General features: G+C 68.5%; 15 protein-coding genes and 1 pseudogene. 7 read left to right on the top strand and 9 right to left on the bottom strand.

Going from position 1 to position 18,493, the window contains the following annotated elements; genetic code table 11:
* Window positions 1-24 precede the first annotated feature (24 nt).
* Complete coding sequence (locus B7R22_RS07255) at window positions 25-1,155, top strand: polyprenyl synthetase family protein (RefSeq protein WP_116411109.1); 1,131 nt, start codon at window positions 25-27, stop codon at window positions 1,153-1,155.
* A 16-nt stretch (window positions 1,156-1,171) separates the two neighbouring features.
* Here B7R22_RS07255 and B7R22_RS07250 read toward each other — a convergent pair whose 3' ends face one another.
* Window positions 1,172-1,513, bottom strand: coding sequence for an Rv2175c family DNA-binding protein (locus B7R22_RS07250; RefSeq protein ID WP_116411108.1), 342 nt, complete (start codon window positions 1,511-1,513; stop codon window positions 1,172-1,174).
* 147 nt (window positions 1,514-1,660) lie between these two features.
* Here B7R22_RS07250 and B7R22_RS20435 point away from each other — a divergent pair.
* Both B7R22_RS20435 and B7R22_RS20430 read left to right on the top strand, forming a co-directional pair.
* Window positions 1,661-2,456: pseudogene (locus B7R22_RS20435) on the top strand (protein kinase domain-containing protein); the annotation flags it as partial.
* A gap of 89 nt (window positions 2,457-2,545) precedes the next feature.
* Window positions 2,546-4,096 carry a PASTA domain-containing protein gene (locus tag B7R22_RS20430; protein ID WP_437184142.1) on the top strand — a complete coding sequence of 517 codons (1,551 nt, stop codon included), beginning with the start codon at window positions 2,546-2,548 and terminating at the stop codon, window positions 4,094-4,096.
* Window positions 4,097-4,248: 152 nt separating this feature from the next.
* Here the strand turns inward: B7R22_RS20430 and B7R22_RS07240 are convergent, their stop codons facing one another.
* The 3 genes from B7R22_RS07240 to B7R22_RS07230 are packed head-to-tail and all read right to left on the bottom strand — an operon-like array spanning window position 4,249 to window position 7,357.
* A complete protein-coding gene (locus tag B7R22_RS07240; protein ID WP_116411129.1) occupies window positions 4,249-5,631 on the bottom strand; it encodes a class II 3-deoxy-7-phosphoheptulonate synthase in 1,383 nt (460 codons plus the stop codon).
* A 47-nt stretch (window positions 5,632-5,678) separates the two neighbouring features.
* Window positions 5,679-6,365, bottom strand: a complete 687-nt coding sequence (locus B7R22_RS07235) for a lysophospholipid acyltransferase family protein (protein WP_116411106.1) — start codon at window positions 6,363-6,365, stop codon at window positions 5,679-5,681.
* Window positions 6,366-6,409: 44 nt separating this feature from the next.
* Complete coding sequence (locus tag B7R22_RS07230; protein ID WP_116411105.1) at window positions 6,410-7,357, bottom strand: ROK family glucokinase; 948 nt, start codon at window positions 7,355-7,357, stop codon at window positions 6,410-6,412.
* A 128-nt stretch (window positions 7,358-7,485) separates the two neighbouring features.
* Here B7R22_RS07230 and B7R22_RS07225 point away from each other — a divergent pair, with 128 nt between their 5' ends.
* Window positions 7,486-9,312, top strand: a complete 1,827-nt coding sequence (locus B7R22_RS07225) for an AMP-dependent synthetase/ligase (RefSeq protein ID WP_116411104.1) — start codon at window positions 7,486-7,488, stop codon at window positions 9,310-9,312.
* Window positions 9,313-9,563: 251 nt separating this feature from the next.
* Here the strand turns inward: B7R22_RS07225 and B7R22_RS07220 are convergent, their stop codons facing one another.
* Together B7R22_RS07220 and B7R22_RS07215 are read right to left on the bottom strand one after the other, a co-directional pair.
* Window positions 9,564-10,055 carry a peptide deformylase gene (locus tag B7R22_RS07220; RefSeq protein ID WP_116411103.1) on the bottom strand — a complete coding sequence of 164 codons (492 nt, stop codon included), beginning with the start codon at window positions 10,053-10,055 and terminating at the stop codon, window positions 9,564-9,566.
* 75 nt (window positions 10,056-10,130) lie between these two features.
* On the bottom strand, window positions 10,131-13,538 hold the full coding sequence (locus tag B7R22_RS07215) for a pyruvate carboxylase (RefSeq protein WP_116411102.1): 3,408 nt from the start codon (window positions 13,536-13,538) through the stop codon (window positions 10,131-10,133).
* Window positions 13,539-13,625: 87 nt separating this feature from the next.
* On the opposite strand from B7R22_RS07215, the gene B7R22_RS07210 reads away from it, so the two are divergent.
* The gene (locus B7R22_RS07210) at window positions 13,626-14,462 is read left to right on the top strand and encodes a ParA family protein (RefSeq protein ID WP_116411101.1); all 837 of its coding nucleotides are present in this window, start codon (window positions 13,626-13,628) and stop codon (window positions 14,460-14,462) included.
* A 154-nt stretch (window positions 14,463-14,616) separates the two neighbouring features.
* On the opposite strand, the gene B7R22_RS07205 is transcribed toward B7R22_RS07210, so the two are convergent.
* The 3 genes from B7R22_RS07205 to B7R22_RS07195 all read right to left on the bottom strand — a co-directional run bounded on the left by B7R22_RS07205 (window position 14,617) and on the right by B7R22_RS07195 (window position 16,422).
* Window positions 14,617-15,162, bottom strand: a complete 546-nt coding sequence (locus tag B7R22_RS07205) for a MerR family transcriptional regulator (protein ID WP_116282725.1) — start codon at window positions 15,160-15,162, stop codon at window positions 14,617-14,619.
* Window positions 15,163-15,268: 106 nt separating this feature from the next.
* Complete coding sequence (ftsR, locus tag B7R22_RS07200) at window positions 15,269-15,964, bottom strand: transcriptional regulator FtsR (protein ID WP_116411128.1); 696 nt, start codon at window positions 15,962-15,964, stop codon at window positions 15,269-15,271.
* Window positions 15,965-16,008: 44 nt separating this feature from the next.
* Window positions 16,009-16,422 (bottom strand): FHA domain-containing protein, encoded by a 414-nt coding sequence (locus tag B7R22_RS07195; protein ID WP_253258939.1) that lies wholly within the window; start codon window positions 16,420-16,422, stop codon window positions 16,009-16,011.
* Window positions 16,423-16,740: 318 nt separating this feature from the next.
* On the opposite strand from B7R22_RS07195, the gene B7R22_RS07190 reads away from it, so the two are divergent.
* Both B7R22_RS07190 and B7R22_RS07185 read left to right on the top strand, forming a co-directional pair.
* Entirely contained in the window at window positions 16,741-17,592 is an 852-nt protein-coding gene (locus B7R22_RS07190; protein WP_116411100.1) for a DUF3097 domain-containing protein, read from the top strand.
* Window positions 17,592-18,488 (top strand): aminodeoxychorismate lyase, encoded by an 897-nt coding sequence (locus B7R22_RS07185; protein ID WP_116411099.1) that lies wholly within the window; start codon window positions 17,592-17,594, stop codon window positions 18,486-18,488. Before B7R22_RS07190 ends, B7R22_RS07185 begins: the two co-directional genes overlap by 1 nt.
* Window positions 18,489-18,493: the final 5 nt, after the last annotated feature.

The raw sequence follows: 18,493 nt of genomic DNA, 5'->3' as shown, positions 1-18,493 counted from the left end.
CGCGATCGTAGCTAGGCTAGGCGCGTGACTGAAAGTACACGCCTGACGAAGTTCGTCGACAGCAACATCGTCGAATTCCTCACTGACCGTGATCCCATTCTCGCCTCTATCGCGAACGAATTGACTCCTTTCGGCGAATTTTCGCGGAATCTTCTCAGCGGAGGCAAGCGGTTCCGCGCCCAATTCTGCTATTGGGGCTGGAGATCAGTGTTGGAGCCCGACATCCGGAGCGCCGAGCAGGCCACGGGCTACGGTTCGGGGCCGGGCGAGACCGAGTTCCGAGCGCTCGTCGGGTTGTGCACGGCCCTGGAGTTCTTCCACGCCGCGGCCCTCGTGCACGACGACATCATCGACAACTCGGACACCCGCCGCGGCATGCCCGCGGCGCACCGGCGGTTCGAAGACCTGCACGTCTCGAACGGGTTCGTCGGCAACGCTCCGGCCTACGGCCGCGCCAGCGCCATCCTGATGGGCGACCTGCTCCTGGCGTGGAGCGACGAGCTGGTCGGCGACGCACTCGACGCGCTCGAACCCGGGCCTCGGTCATCCACCCGCCGTGAGTTCAACAGGATGCGCGTCGAAGTGACACTCGGCCAATATCTCGACGTGCTCGAGGAGAGCGCGTGGCCCGTCGTCGCCGAAGCGGAGCTGCTGCCCCGCGCGGAACGGGTCATCGTCTACAAGTCGGCCAAGTACAGCGTCGAGGCTCCGCTCGTTCTGGGAGCGCACCTGCACGGGGCATCCGGTGCCCAGATCGAGGCGCTCCGCGCGTTCGGGCTGCCGCTCGGCATCGCCTTCCAGCTGCGCGACGACCTGCTCGGTGTCTTCGGCGACAGCGCGCGCACGGGCAAGCCGTCAGGCGACGATCTGAGGGAAGGCAAGCGCACCGTGCTCATCGCCCTCGCCCGGCAGACACTCGGATCGGGCAGCCGGCGCATCTTCGACGAGATGCTCGGCGACCCCGACCTCACGCCGGAGCAGATCTCGACCCTTCAGGCGACCATCTCCGACAGCGGGGCAGCCGACCGCGTCGAGTCGCTGATCGCCCGGCACACCGACGACGCGCTTTCAGCGCTGGCGGCTGCGCCCCTCGCGGAGCCCGCCAGGATCGAGCTCGCGGCCCTGGCCCGCGCCATCACCCAGCGCGACGCCTGAGGCGTGACGCCGAGCTCTAGCCGAGGGCCTGGGCGATGCGGCGCACCTCGGCCTTCCGGCCGGCGAGGAGCGCGTCGATGGGGGCTACTCCGAGCGAATCCTCGGGTTCGAGCATCCACTGCATCATTTCGTCGTTCGAGAAGCCGCTGTCGTTCAGCACGATGATCGTGCCCTTCAGCTCGCTCATCGGGGCGTTGTCGACGATGAAGACCTCCGGAACCGACAGGATGCCGTCCCGGCGGGTCGCGAGCAGGGAACGCTCCTCGATGAGCTTCCGTACCTTGCTGATGGTGGTGCCGAACCGGTCGGCGAGGTCGGGAACGCTCAGCCAGATGCGGCCGTCAGAAGTCTCACTCACCCGTCAAGGATGGCACGGCGACGGTCCTAGGCGACAATCCCTTGAAATCTCGATTCGGTAGCGGTATCGGCTCGGGCTATGTCGATACAGGGATCGGCGCGTTCTTGGATTTACAATCGGGGCGTGACCAGCGCGCCCACCGACCCCATGATCGATCGTCTCGTCGACGGTCGGTACCAGGTCGTGTCGCGCATCGCCCGCGGCGGCATGGCGACCGTCTACGTGGCGAACGACCTGCGCCTCGACCGGCGGGTGGCCATCAAGATCATGCACGGTCACCTCGCCGACGACGAGGCGTTCCGCGAACGATTCGTGCAGGAAGCCCGGTCTGCGGCCCGGCTCGCCCACCCGAACGTGGTCAGCGTCTTCGACCAGGGCCAGCACGAAGAGATGGCCTTCATGGTCATGGAGTACCTGCCCGGCATGACGCTCCGCGATCTGCTGAAGGACTACGGCCGACTCACCACCGAGCAGACGCTCGACATCATGGAGGCGGTGCTCGGCGGGCTCGCCGCCGCCCACAAGGCCGGCATCGTGCACCGCGACGTCAAACCCGAGAACGTGCTTCTGGCCGACGACGGCCGCATCAAGATCGGCGACTTCGGGCTGGCGCGGGCGGCATCCGCCAACACCGCCACGGGCCAGGCCCTGCTCGGCACGATCGCCTACCTCTCCCCCGAACTGCTGACGCGCGGCGTCGCGGATGCCCGGAGCGACCTCTACGCGTCGGGCATCATGATGTACGAGATGCTCGTCGGCGAGCAGCCCTACCTCGGTGAGCAGCCGATGCAGATCGCGTTCCAGCACGCCAACGAGACGGTGCCGGCGCCATCGGTGCGCATCGCGGGGATCCCGAACGAGGTCGACGAGCTGGTGGCGTGGGCCACGGCGAAGTCGCCGGATGACCGGCCGCACGACGCGCGCGACCTGCTCGAGCGGCTGCTGGAGGCCGAGGCAGCGGTCGCGAGCTCGGCGCGGCAGGCTGTTGCGGGGTCCCGGGGTTCTGCCGCGACAACAACGCAGACGACAGTGATGCCGGCCGGCATGATTACGGGTCTGAATGGGCGGCTGACAGCGGGCGGCGGTGCTGGGGCTGGCGGAGCTGGGGCTGGTTCTGGTGCTGCCGCGGGCTACGCTGCGGCGAGTGGCGCGGGCGTGCACGCCGGGAACGGCGGTGCCGGCGCCGGGTTCGCCGACGAGACCGGCCGTTACGACGGCCGCGGATTCGGCGACGATGACGGTCTCACCGGGTTCGACGACGAGAGCGAGACGCAGGTTCTCCGACCGCAGAAGGCGCGGGGCAGTCGCCGCGCGGCGGCGCGGGCGGCGAAGGCGAGGGCAGCCGCTGCAGGTGGTGTCGCTGCCGGTGGCATCGCCGTGGGTGCAGGTAGCGGTACGGGTGCGGCTGCTGCGGGCGGGTTCGCCGGCGGTGCAGGTGCTCCCGCGGCGGGATCCACGGCCGCGGCCGGAGCGGTGGGCGGAACGACTGGCTTCGCCGCAGGGTTCGGCGCGCCCGGCCCGAAGGCCGGTGCGAGGGCCTCGATCGCGGGCGCACCGCGCCTGGCTCCGGAACCGGGAGCAACCCCGTCCGCGACATCCGACCACAGGGGAATGAGTGCGCCTGCCGCACCGGGCAGCCGGTCGGGCGGATCCGTCGAAAAGCTCCAGGCGCGAAACACACGGCGGCGGAAGCGCGGCTGGATCATCTTCCTGCTCATCGTCGTCCTGGTCGCGGTCGGCGGCAGTGCGGGCTGGTACTTCAGCTCCGGCCCCGGCGGTCACGTCAACGTCCCCTCGGTCACCGCGCAGACCCCGGCCGACGCCACCGCGACCCTCCAGGCGCTCGGCCTCCTGGTCGCGGAACCCGAGTCCGCGACCAGCCCGACCGTACCCGTCGGCAGCCTGATCGGCACGGATCCGGGTGACGGCGCTGCAGTGCCGAACGGGTCCGCGATCTCGCTCATCGTCTCGGCCGGCCCTGCGCAGCTCACCGTGCCGCCCCTCGTCGGCTCGATGCAGGACGCCGCGACCGCCGCCGTCGCCGGCCTCTTCACCGTGACGGGCAGCCAGGGCCAGTTCGCGGGAGACGTCGCGGCGGGCACCGTGATGCAGGCGCTAGGCGCGGACGGACAGCCCCTCGGCGCAACCTACGGCGAACAGCAGCCCATCTCGTTCGTCGTCTCGCTCGGTGGCATCCCCGACGTGGTCGGAAAGTCGCCCGCCGACGCGGCAGCCGCCCTCGGCGCGGTGAACCTCCAGACCACGACCGGATCCAGCGACTACAGCGAGAGCATCCCCGAGGGCGACGTCATCTCGGTCGGCCTGCCCCCGTCGCCCATCGTGCCCGGCAACACGATCACCCTGAACACGTCGAAGGGCCCGGCCCCCGTGCCTGTTCCGGATGTCGCGGGCAAGAACTGGGCCGATGCGAAGGCTGCCCTCCAGGCCGCCGGCTTCACCCTGAAGTACAGCCCGTACGCCGACCTCGCCCCGGCGGCGTTCGTCGTGAGCGGCACGGATCCCGCCCCTGGCACCACACTCGACCGCGGCTCGAGTGTCGCGGTCAGCTTCGCCGGCTTCTGACCCGGCTCCCCCGCGCCTACCGCGCGCTTTCCGGACACCACTCGCGTCGACGCAGTCGCCACGGAATGCGCTCGGCCAGACCATCGCGCCTGGCGCCGCGGTTCTACCCAGCGCATTCGGTGCGGACGGACGAGCAGCGCGGCGGGCTTGAGCTACAGGGGCAGCTTCGCCCCGCGGAGCTCCTCCGCCACCAGGAACGCCAGCTCCAGCGACTGCATGTGGTTCAGCCGCGGGTCGCAGAGCGACTCGTATCGGGTCGAGAGGGTCGCCTCGTCGATGTGCTCCGAGCCGCCGAGACACTCGGTGACATCGTCACCCGTGAGCTCCACGTGGATGCCGCCCGGGTGCGTTCCCGCAGCGCGGTGGGCCTCGAAGAAGCCCTTGACCTCGTCGACAACGTCGTCGAAACGGCGGGTCTTGTAGCCGTTGGGGGTGGTGAGGCCGTTGCCGTGCATCGGGTCCGTCACCCAGAGGGGTGTGGCCTCCGAGGCCTTGATCGCTTCGAGCAGCGGCGGCAGGGCATCCCGGATCTTCCCGGCACCCATGCGGGTGATGAACGTCAGGCGACCGGGCTCACGGGCAGGGTCGAGCTTGTCGATCAGCCGCATCATGTCGTCGGGCGACGTCGACGGCCCGAGCTTGACGCCGATCGGGTTCCGAACCCGCGAGAGGAAGTCGATGTGCGCACCGTCGAGGTCGCGCGTGCGCTCCCCGATCCACTGGAAGTGGCTCGACGTGTTGTAGGGCGTGCCCGTGCGCGAGTCGATGCGCGTCATCGGCCGCTCGTAGTCGAACAGCAGCGCCTCGTGCGCCGTGTAGAACTCGGTGCGCTTCAGCGCCTCGAAGTCGGCGCCGCACGCGATCATGAACCGGATGGCGCGGTCGATCTCCCGCGCCAGGTCTTCGTAGCGGGCGTTCGCCGGGTTCGACGTGAACCCCTTGTTCCAGTGGTGCACCTCGCGAAGGTCGGCGAAACCGCCCTGCGTGAAGGCCCGGATCAGGTTCAGCGTCGACGCGGAGGTGTGGTATCCCTCGACGAGCCGCGCGGGATCGGGCGTGCGGGATTCCGGCGTGAAGTCGTAGCCGTTCACGATGTCACCGCGGTAGGCGGGCAGCGTCACGCCGCCCCGTGTCTCGGTGTCGCTCGACCGGGGCTTCGCGAACTGCCCGGCCATCCGGCCCATCTTGATGACGGGCATGGAGGCACCGTAGGTGAGAACGACCGCCATCTGCAGCACCGTCTTGATACGGTTGCGGATCTGGTCGGCGGTCGCACCAGCGTAGGTCTCGGCGCAGTCGCCGCCCTGCAGAAGGAAAGCCTGGCCCGAGGCGGCCGTGGCGAGGCGGTCGCGGAGCGTGTCCACCTCACCGGCGAACACCAGCGGCGGGAACTTCGACAGCTGCGCCGAGGCGGCTTCGACCGCGCCGCGATCCGGCCATTCGGGCTGCTGCTTGGCCACGAGGCCCCGCCAGTTGTCGAGACCGTCGATGACCGATGCTTCAGCTTCGACGACACGTTCAGACAGATCTATCACGACAACACTTTTCTCGAATTTTGCCCACAGGTCGGCCCTCGGGCCGTTCACCGTCGCGCCCGCGTGCGCTTGTCCTTCACAGAAGTCGCATACACATCGGAGTATTCCTGACCGCTGATGCGGTGCAGTTCGTACATGATCTCGTCGGTGATCGAACGAAGTACGAACCGGTCGGATTCCATGCCTTCGAACCTAGAGAAATCTAGTGGCTCGCCGAACACGATGCCAATCCGGCGGATGTGGATGCCCGATCCCACCGTCATCACCTTCTCAGTGTCGATCATGGCGACCGGGATGATCGGCACCCCCGCCTCGAGCACCATGCGTGCCACGCCGGTGCGGCCGCGGTACATCTTCGCGTCAGGGCTCCGCGTGCCTTCGGGGTAGATGCCGAGCAGGTCGCCCTTGCCGAGAACCTCGAGCCCCGTGTTCAGGGACGCCTCGGAGGCCTTGCCGCCCGAACGGTCGATCGGCAGCTGCCCGGTGGCTGTGAAAAACAGTTTGACGAGCCGGCCCTTCAGGCCCTTACCCGTGAAGTACTCGCTCTTCGCCAGAAAGCTGACGCGCCGATCCATCATCAGCGGCAAAAAGACGGAGTCGGCGAAAGAGAGGTGGTTGCTCGCGAGGATGGCACCGCCCGTCTGGGGAATGTTCTCGGCGCCCCGCACCCACGGGCGGAAGACGGCCTTCACGATCGGGCCGGCAACTATGTACTTCATGAACCAGTAAAACATCGTCGTCCTTGCGTCTGGCCCCGATTCTACGGGACGCCGACCGGTCAGATGGACTCGGCATACAGCCGCGCGAGGTCGGCGGCACCGACCACTCCGGCGTCGTTGACCAGCTCCGCGATGCGGAATTCGGGTTCCGGGTGGAACCCCCGCGCCGGCAGCACGTCGAGGTAGGCCGAACGGATCGGGTCGAGCAGCAGCTCCCCCGCCTGCGCGACTCCCCCGCCGATGACGAACAGCTGTGGGTCGAGAACGGCGCCGAGACTGGCCGACGCCTGCCCCAACCAGTGCCCGAGGGTGCGAAGAGCCAGCAGCGCACCCGGGTCCCCGCTCTGGATGAGCTCGCTCACGTCGAGCCCGGTCAGGGTGCCGACCCGGGCCCGGGCATCCGCGAGGCCGATGCCGACGCCGCCCGCATCGGCGAGTTCGTTCGCGGTGCGGAGGAGGGCGCGGCCCGATCCATACTGCTCGATGCAGCCGCGCGCGCCGCAGCCGCAGGGCAGTCCGTCGGGGACGACACGCAGGTGGCCGAGTTCGGCGGCAGCACCGAAACCACCGCGGAACAGCTTGTCGCCGGAGACGATCGCCCCGCCCACGCCCGTGCCGATGGTGAGGATGACCATGTCGCTCACGAGCCGGCCCGCACCGAAGCGGAACTCCGCCCAACCGGCGGCATTCGCGTCGTTCTCCACGATGATGTGTTTGTGCAGGCGCCGTTCGAGCTTCTCCCGGAACGGCTCATTCCGCCAGGCGATGTTCGGCGCGTAGTAGACGGTCGACTGCGCGGCGTCGATGAACCCCGCCGCGGCAACACCGACGGCTTCGACCTCCGCACCTTCGGAGAGTCGTTCGACCATCGCGACGACGGCGTCTTCTATGAGCTGCGGACTGCTGGCCGAGGTCGGCTGCCGGTCGGAGCGCAGGATGGTTCCCAGCTCGTCGACGAGCGCGCCCGCGATCTTCGTTCCGCCAATGTCGATTCCTATGGCTTGCACAGAGACATCTTCGCTGTCGCGGGGGGCCTGTGTCGAATCATCCGTGCAGCGAAGGCTGACGATCCGCCCACAGTCGGCTGTGATCGCCCACCGATAGACTCGGCGGGTAAGGAACCGAAGGAGTCACCGTGGACCAGTTTGTCGCCCCCGCCGTCGTCGCGGCCGATCCCGAGGCCAACGCGACCGACCTGCTGGTGAAGCGGGTCGCGCTCACGCCCGACGCGCCGCTGTTCGCCGTGCCGTCGGGCACCGGCGGGTGGACGGATGTCTCGGCCACCGAGTTCCTCAATCAGGTGCGGGCCCTCGCCAAGGGGCTCATCGCAGCCGGAATCGGGCCGGGCGACAAGATCGGCCTGATGTGCCGCACGCGCTACGAGTGGACCTTGATCGACTTCGCGACCTGGTTCGCCGGTGCGGTTCTCGTGCCTGTGTACGAGACGTCCTCTCCCTCACAGGTGCAGTGGAGCCTCAGCGACTCCGGGGCCGTCGCGGTGCTCGTCGAGACCCCCGACCACTTCGCCCGCTTCGACGAAGTCGCGGCCGACCTCCCCCTCGTCTCGAAGGTCTGGCAGGTCGGCCTCGGCGACCTCGACAAGATCGTCGCCGGCGGAACTGGGGTCGACGACGCCGAGGTGGAGCGTCGCCGCTCCCTCGCGAAGGGAAGCGACCTCGCCACCCTCATCTACACCTCGGGCACGATGGGGCGCCCGAAGGGCTGCATCCTGACGCACTCGAACTTCGTGGAGCTCTCCCGGAACGCCGCGGTCAAACTCGCCGATGTCGTGAATGACGGCGCCTCCACCCTCCTCTTCATCACGACCGCGCACGTGTTCGCCCGGTTCATCTCGATCATCTGCATCCACGCGGGTGTGAAGGTGGGGCACCAGGCCGACACCAAGCAGCTGCTGCCCGCCCTCGGATCGTTCAAGCCGACCTTCCTGCTCGCGGTTCCGCGGGTGTTCGAGAAGGTCTACAACTCGTCGGAGCAGAAGGCTGAGGGCGCCGGCCGCGGCAAGATCTTCCGTCAGGCCGCCGCCGTGGCGATCGCGCACTCTGAGGCACTGGATGCCGGCAGCGTGCCGCTCGGCCTGAAGCTCCGCTTCGCGCTCTTCGATCGCCTCGTCTATTCGAAGCTCCGTGCCGCGCTCGGCGGTCGCACGAAGTACGCCGTCTCGGGTTCCGCGCCGCTCGGCCACCGCCTCGGCCACTTCTACCGGAGCCTCGGCATCACGATCCTCGAAGGTTACGGCCTCACCGAGACGACGGCACCGGCGACCGTGAACCTGACCGACCAGTTCAAGATCGACACGGTCGGTCCGCCCCTGCCGGGGGTGGGCGTCCGGATCGCTGAGGACGGCGAGATCCAGGTCTCCGGCATCAACGTGTTCGCGGGCTACTGGAACAACGAGAAGGCCACGGCCGAGGCGATGGACGGTGAGTGGTTCCGCACCGGCGACATCGGTGCGCTCGATGACGACGGCTTCCTCACCATCACGGGCCGCAAGAAGGAGATCATCGTCACCGCCGGTGGCAAGAACGTCGCGCCTGCCGTGCTCGAAGACCCCATCCGCGCGAACCCCCTGGTCGGCCAGGTCGTCGTCGTCGGCGACCAGAAGCCCTTCATCTCCGCGCTCGTCACGCTCGACACCGAGATGCTGCCCGTCTGGCTCGGCAACCACGGCGAGAAGAAGGACATGACGCTCGCCGAGGCATCGCAGAACCCGGCGGTGCTCGCCGAGATCCAGCGGGCGGTGGATGCCGCGAACGCCACGGTCTCGAGGGCCGAGTCGATCCGCAAGTTCATCGTGCTGCCCTCAGACCTCACGGAGGAGAGCGGTCACCTCACGCCGAAGCTCACCATCAAGCGGAGCGTGATCGTCTCGGACTTCTCCGACGTGATCGAGCGCATGTACTCCAGCGCCCCGGCGACCGAGGGCATCTCCGTCGCGCACTGAGTCTTCGCGCACTGAGTCGTCGCCGCGCACTGAGCCGTCGCGCGCGCTGAGTCGTCGCGCGCACTGAGCGCCAGCTGGCGCGACGTGAGACGGTTGCGGCCAAGTGAGACCGGCGTGCGCGTCTCACCTGCGCGCGGGCGTCTCACGAACAACGGGGGGCCGGGGGCGAATGAGGCTGCGGATGCGCGCAGCCGTCTCACGGACGACGGGGCCGGGCGGGAGCACGGGCCGGGGGTGGGGGGCGGGGACGGTCAGAACCAGTCGGACTCGCGCACCTCGCGCATCGCCTGCCGACGGGTCTCCTTCTCGAGACGGTCGAGGTAGAGCATCCCGTCGAGGTGGTCGGTCTCGTGCTGCAGCGCCTGCGCCATCACACCTGTACCTGACACCTCGACCTCCTCGCCGTCGAGATTCAGCCCGACGGCGCGGGCGAACGGGTAGCGGAGCGTCTTGAACCACAGGTTCGGCACCGAGAGGCAGCCCTCGTCCATCAGCACGGGCTCGCCCGAGACCTCCACGAGGCGCGGGTTCAGCAGGTAACCGAGCTCGCCGTCGACGTTGTAGCTGAACGCGCGGAGGTTCACCCCGATCTGCGAGGCGGCCACTCCGGCACGGCCCGGCAGGCGAACCGAGTCGAGCAGGTCATCCACCAGCGCCCGCACCCGGTCGTCGATGACGCCGATCTCGTCGCTGACGGTCTTGAGAACGGGATCTCCGAAGATTCGGATCTCGCGGGCAGTCACAGGGGGCACTCCTCGTTGTAGGGCGGAACCGATTTTACCGGTTCAGCCCCGCCCCGGATGCCCCACCGCGCCCGCTTACCCCTCGACGACCACCAGCAGGTCGCCCGCCTCCACCTGCTGCGTCTTCGGGATCGCGAGCCGCCTGACGGTGCCGCCCACGGGCGACGTGATCGCCGCCTCCATCTTCATCGCCTCGATGGTCGCAATGGCGTCGCCGGCCGCGATGACCGAGCCCTCCTCGACCTTCAGCGTCACCACGCCCGAGAACGGTGCCGCGACGTGGCCGGGACGGGACGCATCCGCCTTCTCCGCCTGGGTAACGGTGACCTTGACGTTCGCGTCGCGCACCTGCACCGGCCGCAGCTGGCCGTTCAGGATGGTCATGACCGCGCGCATCCCCTTCTCGTCGACCTCGCCGATCGCCTCGAGGCCGATGAACAGCTGCACACCGGGTGAGAGCTCGACGACGTGCTCGTCGCCCTGGTTCAGGCCGAAGAGATAATCGGCGGTCTCGACGACGCTCAGGTCGCCGTAGGTCTCACGCTGCTGCTCGAAGGCGGCTGTCGGGCCCGGAAAGAGCAGCCGGTTGAGCGTCGAGCGACGGTCGGCGGATGTCGCGGCGGGACCGATGAGCGCCTTGTCGTCGTCGCTGACCTCCGTCACTCCGATGGTGATCTTCTTGCCTTCGAGCACTTTCGAACGGAAGGGTTCTGGCCAGCCGCCCGGCAGGTCGCCGAGCTCGCCGGCCATGAAGCCGATCACCGAGTCAGGGATGTCGTAGTTGCCCGGATGGGCTTCGAAATCGGCCGGGTCGGCTCCGACGGCCGCGAGGTGCAGGGCGAGGTCTCCGACCACCTTCGAAGACGGTGTGACCTTCGGGATGCGGCCGAGGATGCTGTTGGCGGCGGCGTACAGGTCTTCGATCTTCTCGAAGTGGTCGGCGAGGCCGAGCGCGATGGCCTGCTGGCGGAGATTCGACAGCTGGCCGCCCGGGATTTCGTGCTTGTAGACGCGCCCGGTGGGGCCCGGAAGTCCGGACTCGAACGGACGATACAGCTCCCGCACGGCCTCCCAATAGGGCTCGAGGTCGCTGACCGCCTGGAGGGACAGGCCGGTGTCCCGCTCGGTGTGGGCCAGCGCCGCGACGAGCGCGGAGGCGCTGGGCTGCGAGGTCGTGCCCGACATGGGGGCACTCGCGACATCCACCGCGTCAGCGCTCGCGCGGCTCGCCGCAAGCAGGGTCGCGAGCTGGCCGCCCGCGGTGTCGTGGGTGTGCACGTGCACGGGAACGTCGAAGTTCTCCCGGAACGCCGCCACCAGCTTCTCGGCCGCGTAGGGCCGGAGGAGCCCCGCCATGTCCTTGATGGCGAGGATGTGCGCACCCGCCCCGACAATCTGCTCGGCGAGCTTCAGGTAGTAGTCGAGGGTGTAGAGATCCTCGGCCGGGTCGAGCAGGTCGCCGGTGTAGCAGACCGCGACCTCCGCCAGAGTGGTGCCGGTGGCGAGCACGGACTCGATTGCGGGTCGCATCTGGCTGACGTCGTTCAGTGCATCGAAGATGCGGAAGATGTCCACACCGGTGGATGCCGCCTCCTTCACGAACGCGTCGGTGACCTCCGTCGGGTACGGCGTGTAGCCGACGGTGTTGCGGCCTCTCAGCAGCATCTGGATGTTGATGTTCGGCAGGGCCTCGCGGAGCGCTGCGAGGCGCTCCCACGGGTCCTCGCCGAGGAACCGCAGGGCGACGTCGTAGGTTGCTCCGCCCCAGGCTTCGACGCTCAGGAGCTCGGGCGTCAGGCGCGCGACGTAGGGCGCGACCGTCAGCAGGTCCTTCGTGCGCACTCTCGTTGCGAGAAGGCTCTGGTGGGCATCCCGGAACGTCGTCTCGGTGACGCCGAGCGCCGTCTGCGCGCGGAGGTCTGCGGCGAAGCCGACGGGGCCCAGGGCGAGCAGCCTCTGCCGCGATCCATCCGGAGCCGGCGTCGTGATGTCGATCTCGGGAAGCTTCGCGACAGGGTTCACCGTGCCGACGCGCTTGCCGTTCGGCTGGTTGACGGTGACGTCGGCCAGCCAGTTGACGATCTTCGACCCACGGTCTTTCGACACATGCGTCGCGAACAGTTCGGGCCGCTCCTCGATGAAGGCGGTGCTGAGGTCGCCGGCCGCGAACGACGGGTCTTCGAGCACGGCCTGCAGGAACGGGATGTTCGTGCTGACGCCGCGGATGCGGAACTCGGCGAGGGCGCGCTTCGAGCGGCGCACCGCGGCGGGGAAGTCGCGCCCGCGACAGGTGAGCTTCACGAGCATCGAGTCGAAGTGGGGGCTGATCTGCGCGCCAGCGGCGACCGTGCCGCCGTCGAGCCGGATGCCCGAACCACCCGGTGAGCGGTAGGTCGTGATCTTGCCCGTGTCGGGCCGGAAACCCGCGTTCGGGTCCTCGGTCGTGATGCGGCACTGCAGGGCGGCGCCGCGGAGCACGATGCGATCCTGGGTCAGACCGAGCTCTTCGAGGCTCGACCCTGAGGCGATCAGCATCTGCGACTGCACGAGGTCGACGTCGGTGACCTCCTCGGTCACCGTGTGCTCGACCTGGATGCGCGGATTCATCTCGATGAAGACATGCTCGCCCGCGCGCTCCCCCACCGTGTCGACGAGGAACTCGACCGTGCCCGCGTTGACGTAGTTGATCGACTTCGCGAATTTGATGGCGTCGCTGTGCAGCGCCTCGCGGAGCTCGTCGCTGATATTCGGGGCGGGAGCGATCTCGACGACCTTCTGGTTGCGGCGTTGCACGGAGCAGTCGCGCTCGAACAGGTGCACGGTGTTGCCCTGCGTGTCGGCGAGGATCTGCACCTCGATGTGGCGCGGCCGGAGCACTGCCTGCTCGAGGAACATGGTCGGGTCGCCGAACGCACTGTCGGCCTCGCGCATCGCCGCTTCGAGGGCGCTGCGGAGTTCCTCTTTTGTCTCGACCCGGCGCATCCCCCGCCCGCCGCCGCCGGCGACCGCCTTGGCGAAGATCGGGAAACCGATGTCGTCGGCTCCCGCGAGCAGTTCCTCGATGTCGCGAGTGGCAGGGGTGGATCGCAGCACCGGCACGCCGGCCGCGATCGCGTGCTCCTTCGCGGTGACCTTGTTCCCCGCCATCTCGAGCACATTGTTCGCCGGGCCGATGAAGGTGATGCCCGCCTCTGCGGCGGCGGATGCGAGCTCGGGGTTCTCGCTCAGAAAGCCATAGCCGGGGTAGATCGCGTCGGCGCCCGACTCCTTCGCGACGCGGATGATCTCGCTCACGTCGAGGTAGGCGCGAACCGGATGCCCGATCTCGCCGATCTGGTAGGCCTCATCGGCCTTCAGGCGGTGCATCGAGTTGCGATCCTCGTAGGGGAAGACGGCGACCGTCTTGGCTCCGAGTTCGTACGCGGCGCGGAACGCGCGGATCGCGATCTCTCCTCGATTGGCAACCAGAATCTTGGCGAACATACGGTCCTTCCGAAGCAGTGCAGCACCCATGCGGCATACAGGAGACAGTTAGGTTCTCCCAGCCTAGTGAAGGTAACGTAGTCGATTGTGCATGTACTCAGCGTCAGCTCACTCAAGGGCGGGGTCGGTAAGACAACCGTCACCCTCGGCCTGGCTTCCGCGGCGTTCGCGAAGGGTCTCCGCACGCTCGTGGTGGACCTCGACCCGCAGTCGGATGTCTCGACCGGCATGGACATCAACGTCTCCGGTCACCTGAACGTCGCCGATGTGCTCGCCTCGCCCAAAGAGAAGATCGTTCGGGCGGCCATCGCCCCCTCCGGCTGGACCAAAGACCGGGGCGGCACAATCGATGTGCTGATCGGATCGCCTTCGGCCCTCAACTTCGACGGGCCGCATCCGTCGATCCGTGACATCTGGAAGCTCGAAGAAGCACTCGCCACCGTCGAGAGCGACTACGACCTCGTTCTGATCGACTGCGCGCCGTCGCTGAACGCCCTCACGCGCACCGCGTGGGCCGCGAGCGATCGCGTGACCGTCGTGACCGAGCCCGGGCTGTTCTCGGTGGCCGCTGCCGACCGGGCGCTCCGGGCGATCGAGGAGATCCGACGCGGTCTCTCCCCCCGGCTCCAGCCGCTCGGCATCATCGTGAACCGCGTGCGGTCGCAGTCACTCGAACACCAGTTCCGCATCAAGGAGCTCCGCGACATGTTCGGGCCCCTCGTGCTCTCGCCTCAGCTGCCGGAGCGCACGTCGCTCCAGCAGGCGCAGGGTGCGGCAAAGCCGCTGCACGTCTGGCCGGGTGAGGGTGCGCAGGAGATGGCGCGCAACTTCGACCTGTTGCTCGAGCGCGTCATGCGCACCGGCCGCATCGGCGACTACGCCGACGCCGCGGCCACGGCCGGCCGCACCCCCGCCGACCACTAGCCGTCCGGCGCCCTCGGGCATGCGCCCGCCGACTACTGAGGTGTCCCGCGCCGTCTCGTCGATCCACCGTTTTTTGTCGCTAAACAGTACCCAAACCGACAAGAAACGGTGGATGGATGGCGACCTGCAGGCTACCGGGTCAGAGAACTGTGGCTCAGGCGGAGCGAGCGGCGCGACGGGCCGCGAGTTCGTCCATCGGGTCGGCCACATCGGTGCCGAGCTCGACGAGCGAGGATTCGACCTCGCGGAGCACCTTGCCGACGGCGATGCCGAACACACCCTGGCCGCGGCTGACCAGGTCGATGACCTCGTCGTTCGACGTGCAGAGGTAGACGCTTGCGCCATCGCTCATGAGCGTGGTCTGGGCGAGGTCGGTGACGCCCGACTCCCGCAACTGCTCGATAGCGGTGCGGATCTGTTGCAGCGAGATACCGGTGTCGAGCAGCCGCTTGACGAGCTTCAGAACCAGGATGTCGCGGAATCCGTAGAGGCGCTGCGAACCTGATCCGGCTGCCCCACGAACGGTGGGCTCGACGAGGGATGTGCGAGCCCAGTAGTCGAGCTGGCGGTAGGTGATACCCGCAGCGCGAGCAGCGACGGCACCGCGGTAGCCCGCTGCGTCGTCGAGCTCGGGCAGACCGTCGGTGAAGAGCAAGCCCTGGTCGTAACGAGCTTCCTCGCCGTGGACATGCTCACTCATCGTCTGCCTTTCTCGTACTTCTCGAAGTCCACGCTATCGACGTGAGGTGATGCGGGCAACGACATCCGCCCAATCGCCCCGGCGTGTCGTGTGAACCCTATCCGTTCTACGGAGCGAGCGTGCCGAGAGCCGCCCGGATCAGGCTCCCGCGCACGATCTCGAGCTGGCCGGAGATCTCGGCCGCCCGCTCGGCGATCTGGGCCCGACTGGAGACGGTGTTGCGCCGGGCGATGGGCAGCAGGGCGCTCTCGATCAGCCCGACCTCGCGGTCGGCTGCCGCACGGAAGCCCCGGAGGTGCCGGGGCTCGATGCCGACCTTCTGCAGCTCGACCAGCGCCTTCAGCACGCCGACCGCACCATCACCGTAGGTTTCCGTCGCCGTCACCAACGAGGCACTGATGGCGTCGTTCAGCAACTGCGCCGTGGCCCCCGTCTCGCTCAGCAGGTCGTTCCGGGAGAACCGCCGGGCACCGCCCAGCATCGAGGGAACGGTGGCGGTGGTGCCGCCCGGCATCGGTGGATTGAGCCCGGCGTCGACGTCGTGCAGATACTGCTTGATGACGTTCAGCGGCAGGTAGCAGTCGCGCTGCATCGCCAGCACGAGGCGCAGGCGTTCGACGTCGGCGTTCGAGAACTTGCGGTACCCCGACTGGGTGCGCGCCGGTGAGACCAGGCCTCGCTCCTCGAGGAACCGGAGCTTTGACGGGCTGATGTCGCTGAACTCGGGGCTGAGCTGCGAGAGCACCTGCCCGATACTGAGGAGCCGGGCGGCCGAACCGCCCGAGCTGGCGCCACCCGGCAGGGAGTTGGAACCGCCCGGCAGAGTACGAGCAGGCGAGGCGCCCACTAGGCTTCTGCGTTCGCCGCCACGTCACGACGTGAGGGATAGAAGGTGAGCCTGAACTTGCCGACCTGGATCTCCGAGCCGTCGGCGAGAAGGGCGTCGTCGACCCTCACCCCGTCGAAGTAGGTGCCGTTGAGGGAGTGCAGGTCGCGCACGGCGAAGGTCGTGCCGGAGCGGGTGAACTCCGCATGGCGGCGCGAGACCGTCACGTCGTCGAGGAAGACGTCGGCGTCGGGGTGGCGGCCGGCGATCGAGGAGAGCTTGTCGAGCAAGAACCGCGCGCCCGCGCTCGGGCCCCGGCGGACGATCAGCAGGGCCGATCCAGAGGGCAGCGCAGCGATGGCGTCGAGCTCCTCGGGCGTGACTCCGCCTTCGAGGGCCGCCATCTGCGCGGCGAACTCGCCGGTGAGGTTCATCGTGCTGTCGGTGCCCGCCGTACCGATGGCGCTGGTACCGGGGTCTGCCGCCGTTCCCGGTGTTGCGGAAGCCGCCTCGCCCGTGCCGGGGGTGCGCACAATGCTGTGCGATCGAGTGAACTCTGATTCGCTGTCGTCTGGCATGGTGATGGCCTCCTTACTCGGTGTCCAGCGTAGCCGATAGCCCCTCGTGAGAATGCTGGGTGTGTACAACTCGTGGGGCCAATCTGAACGCCGTTCCGCGTGTCGCGGCGAGCCCACGGCGACCCACCGTGCCGCTCCCGGCCGCTCGTCCGTGGGTCGACTAACGTCGTCCGGGTGACCTTCGACCGCTACAGCTCAGACGTTCTCGCAGATTTCTCACGCCGGCCCGTGCGCGAGAAGCCGCCCACGAGGGAGGCCACCTTCGACCTCGTCGTCGAGGATGTGGCCAGTGACTTCTGCGGTTCCGTCGTGAGAACAGAGGGAAAGATGGTCGAACTCGAAGACCGGCGGGGCCGACGCCGCATGTTCCCGCTCGGCGGCGGCTTCCTGTTCGAGGGCACACAGGTCATCCTCGTCGCCCCGTCTGCGGCCCGGCCGGCCGGGGCACTCCGCACGGCGTCAGGCTCGGTGAAGGCTCCGGATGCCCGTGCAAGGGTCGCCCGGGCCAGCCGCATCTTCGTCGAGGGCCGGCACGACGCCGAACTCGTCGAGAAGGTCTGGGGCGACGATCTCCGCGGGGAGGGCGTGGTCGTGGAGTACCTCGAGGGCGTCGACCACCTCGACGCCGTTCTGAAGGAGTTCAAGCCGACACCGGCCCGCCGCGTCGGAGTGCTCGTCGACCACCTGGTGAGCGGGTCGAAGGAGACCCGGATCGCCGATGCCGTGATGCGGGCGCAGGGCGAGAACGCCGTGCTCATCGTCGGGCATCCCTACATCGACATCTGGCAGGCCGTCAAACCGGGGCGCCTCGGCATCGAGGCCTGGCCGAACATCCCGCGGAACATCGAGTGGAAGCACGGCATCTGCGCCTCGCTCGGCTGGCCCCACGACGACCAGGCCGACATCGCCGCGGCGTGGCAGCGGATCCTCGGCCGGGTGCGGAGCTACACCGACCTCGAACCGGAACTGCTCGGCCGGGTGGAACAGCTGATCGACTTCGTGACGAGCGGCGAGGGGGCACGCTGATGACCACCAGGACGAGTCCTGTTCTGCTGGTGCTCGGCTCGCCCAGCCAGGCGGAGGCCGAACGGCACGGAGCGCCGGCCGACCATTTCGCCGATCCTCTGTCACCGGTCGCGAACGCGCTCGACCTCGGCATCACCCGGGGTGACGGCATCTTCGAGACCATCACGGTGGTGGGCGGAATTCCGCAGGCTCTGGATGCCCACCTCGCCCGTCTCGAACGCTCCGCCTCGATGCTCGACCTCCCGGCTCCCCACCTCGCGGCCTGGCGAACGAGCGTGTTCGCCGCCGTCGACCGGCACACCGAGGTGCCCGAGGCCTTCGTGAAGCTGCTCTACACGCGTGGTGTCGAGGGTTCGGGCCGGCCGACCGGCTGGGTCTGGATGCAGCCGAGCGGAGACTTCAGCCGGGAGCGCACCGACGGGATCGACGTGGTGCTGCTCGACCGCGGGTACCCCAGCACCGTGGCCCAGACGTCGCCGTGGCTGCTGCAGGGCGCGAAGACGCTGTCGTACGCCGTCAACAAGGCGGCCCTCCGCGAGGCCCATCGCCGGGGCGCCGACGATGTGATTTTCGTCTCGAGCGACGGGCTGCTGCTCGAGGGGCCGACCTCCACGGTCATCCTGAAGCTCGACGGCCGGCTGGTGACCCCCCGACCCGACTTCGGCCTGCTGCCTGGAACGACGCAGGAGAGCGTCTTCGAGATCGCCGCCCACAACGGCTACAGGACGGGGTACGAGGCGCTGACGCCCGCGGACCTCCGCCTCGCCGACGCCGCCTGGCTGGTGTCGAGCGTGCGGAATGCGGCGCCGATCCGGTCGGTCGACGGCGCGCCGCGGGCGGTGGATGCCCCCCTGACCGATTCGCTCAACGCCGGCCTCGCCTCGCGGACGACCTGACGGTC

The sequence above is a fragment of the Subtercola boreus genome (genome assembly GCF_003399635.1).
GTDB classification, from domain to species: domain Bacteria; phylum Actinomycetota; class Actinomycetes; order Actinomycetales; family Microbacteriaceae; genus Subtercola; species Subtercola boreus_B.
The sequence above is the reverse complement of the archived record's forward strand: the minus strand, read 5'-3'. Positions and strand labels throughout refer to the sequence as shown.